This is a genomic window from Pseudoxanthomonas sp. LjRoot204_2 (genome assembly GCF_056175765.1).
Genome location: NZ_JBGFFG010000382.1, coordinates 1 through 3,231, shown reverse-complemented (window position 1 = coordinate 3,231; position 3,231 = coordinate 1). Strand labels below are relative to the sequence as shown.

General features: G+C 67.2%; 2 protein-coding genes. One reads left to right on the top strand and one right to left on the bottom strand.

From position 1 onward, the window contains the following. Positions 1–283, bottom strand: a 283-nt coding sequence (locus AC04L7_RS15200; protein WP_475513322.1) for a pseudouridine synthase, incomplete at its 3' end; no start/stop codon positions are given. Between the two features lie 97 nt (positions 284–380). On the opposite strand from AC04L7_RS15200, the gene AC04L7_RS15195 reads away from it, so the two are divergent. Then, positions 381–3,167, top strand: a complete 2,787-nt coding sequence (locus AC04L7_RS15195; protein ID WP_475513321.1) for a M16 family metallopeptidase — start codon at positions 381–383, stop codon at positions 3,165–3,167. Positions 3,168–3,231 lie beyond the last annotated feature (64 nt).

Here is a 3,231-nt window from a genome sequence, read left to right as displayed (position 1 = left end):
CGGCCAGGTAGTCCTTCTCCACCTCGCGCGACATCAGCACTTTTCCCAACGTGGATGCACTTTCGCGATCGAACGCCACCAGCAGGCAGCCGCTGGTGGCGCGGTCCAGCCGGTGGATCAGGAAGATCGGCTCGCCGAACTGCGCACGCAGGCGGTCGGCGACGAAGTCGGTCTCGCCGCGCGCCAGCTTGCTGTCGTGCGCCATGACGCCCGCCGGCTTGTTGACCACCGCGATGTACGCATCGGCGTAGAGCACCGGCAATGCACCGTTGTCTGCCGTCATCTCACCGTAATCCATGAATATCAGTGCCTGCCAAATCTGCGAAACTCCGCGTTCGCCGCACGCGATGGACGCACGCGGCCCCGAAGGAGGATTGAGGATGTCGTCACCCCGCTTCATTGTCGCACTCGGACTGGCCATCACGCTGGCCCTGGGTACGCCCACCGCACTTCACGCGCAGACGTCGGTACCGAAAGGCGTCGTCGCCGGTCCCAGCATCGAGGGCATCAGCGAGTACACCCTGTCCAACGGACTGCGCGTGCTGCTGTTCCCCGATGCCACCAAGCCCACCGTGACCGTGAACCTGGTCTACGGCGTAGGTTCGGTGCACGAGAACTACGGCGAGACCGGCATGGCGCATCTGCTGGAGCACCTGCTGTTCAAGGGCACGCCCACGCAGTCGGACATCAGCGGCGAAATGAAGAAGCGCGGCATCGACTTCAATGCCACCACCGGCCTGGACCGCACCAACTACTTCGCCTCCTTCCCGGCCAACACCGACACCCTGGAGTGGGTGCTGAAGATGGAAGCGGACCGCATGGTCCACTCGAATGTCGCCAAGAAGGACCTCGACAGCGAGATGACCGTGGTCCGCAACGAGCTGGAGGCCGGCGAGAACAATCCCGGCGGCGTGCTGTTCCAGCGCATCCGCTCCACCGCGTTCCYGTGGCACAACTACGGCAACACCACCATCGGCGCGCGCAGCGACGTGGAAGGCGTGCCGATCGACAAACTGCAGGCGTTCTATCGCCAGTGGTACCAGCCGGACAACGCCACCCTGGTGGTCGCCGGCCGCATCGACAGCGCCGACGTGCTTGCCCGCGTGGCGCGCCATTTCGGCCCGGTGAAGAAGCCCGCGCGCGTGCTGCCGCGCTTCTACACCGTCGAACCCGCGCAGGACGGCGAGCGCGAAGTCACCGTGCGCCGCGTCGGCAACCTTAAACTAGTCGCCGCGTCCTACCACACGCCCGCGCTCGCGCATCCGGACAGCGCTCCGCTGACCGTGCTGGCCAACGTGCTGGGCCACACGCCGGGCGGACGCCTGCACAAGACCCTGGTCGAAGCCAAGCTGGCCGCGGCCGCCGGTGCCAATGGCGAGTCCATGCGCGACCCGGGCCTGCTGACCGCCATCGCCGTGTTACCCAACGACGGCGATGCGGCCAAGGCGGAAGCCGAACTGCTGAAGCAGGTCGAACAACTCGCGGCACGCCCGATCACCCAGCAGGAAGTCGATGAAGCCAAACAGCGCATCGCCAACGCGTACGAGCTGTACTTCACCGACGTCAATGCCGTGGGCATGGGCCTGTCCGAGTTCCAGTCCGCCGGCGACTGGCGCCTGCTGTTCACCAGCCGCGATGCGGTGGAAAAGGTCACCGTGGCCGACGTCGACCGCGTCGCCGCTGCCTACCTGAAATCCAGCAACCGCACGCTGGGCCGCTTCGTTCCCACGCCCACGCCGGATCGCGTGGAGATCCCGGCTGCACCGGCGGTAGCCACCCTGGTGGACGGCTACACCGGACGCGCCGCGGTAAGTGCCGGCGAAGTGTTCGATCCCTCGCCGAAGAACATCGATGCGCGCACGCAGACCTTCACCCTCGGCAGCGGCCTGAAGGTGTCGCTGCTGCCGAAGAAGACCCGCGGCGGCACCGTCATCGTCGATGCGAACTTCCGCTTCGCCGACGAGGCTGCGCTGAAGGGTCGCGAAAGCGCCRCCGGTATCGCCGGCGCCATGCTGATGCGCGGCAGCAAGACGATGACGCGCGAGCAGATCGACCAGCGCCTGGAACAGCTGAAGACGCAGGGCAGCGTGGGCGGCAGCCTGCAGGGCGCGAGCATCGGCCTGCAGACGCGGCGGGAGCACCTGGCCGATGCCCTGGCATTGGTCGCCGACGTGTTGCGCAACCCGGCCTTCCCGGAGAGCGAGTTCGAACAGCTGCGTACGCAGGCCCTCACCGGCATGGAAGCCTCGCGCTTCGAGCCCGGCGCCATCGTCGGTCGCGCACTGGGGGAATACTTCGACCCATGGCCGGCCGGCCATCCGCTGCATGCGCGCACGCTGGACGAATCGCTGACCGAGCTGAAGGCGCTGAAGCTCGACGACGTCCGCGCGTTCCATCGCGATTTCTACGGTACGTCCAACGGTGAGATCGCCATCGTCGGCGACTTCGACCCGGCTGCCGTGCGCGCGCAGCTGGAGCAGCTGTTCGCGGGCTGGACCTCGGGCAAGCCCTACGCCCCGATCGCCACGCAGTACACCGACGTGGCGGCGAAGCAGGCGCGCTTCGAAACGCCGGACAAGCCCAACGCGGTGCTGCTGGCCCGCCACAACCTGCCGCTGAAGGTGACCGATGCCGACTACCCGGCACTGGTGGTCGCCAACCGCATCTTCGGTGGCGGCGCGCTGAAGTCTCGCCTGGGCGACCGCATCCGCCAGCAGGAAGGCCTGAGCTACGGCGTTTCCAGCGGCGTGCGCGCCGACGACAGCCCGAGCGRCAAGGACGACGCCGGCAGCCTGAGCATCCAGGCCATCGCCGCGCCGGAGAACATGGCGAAGGTGGAAGCGCTGGTGCGCGAAGAGCTGGCCAGGCTGGTCAAGGACGGCATCACCGCCGAGGAACTGAAGGACGCCGTGGCCGGCACGCTGACCGAGCGCCAGCAGGCGCGCGCCGAAGACGGGACTGTCGCCGGCATGCTGACCGACCAGCTGTTCTATGGCCGCACGATGCAGTTCACCGCCGATCTGGACGCGAAGTACGCGGCGTTGACGGTGGACCAGGTCAATGCCGCCATCCGCAAGCACTTCAAGCCAGAGGCGCTGAGCGTATTCCTGGCGGGCGATTTCGCCCGCAAGGCGGCGGCAACACCCGCGGCGACGCCCACGAAGTAAACCGCATCAAGTGACGCGGAACGGCCCCGCAAGGGGCCGTTTTCGTTTTCACGCTCGCAGAAGA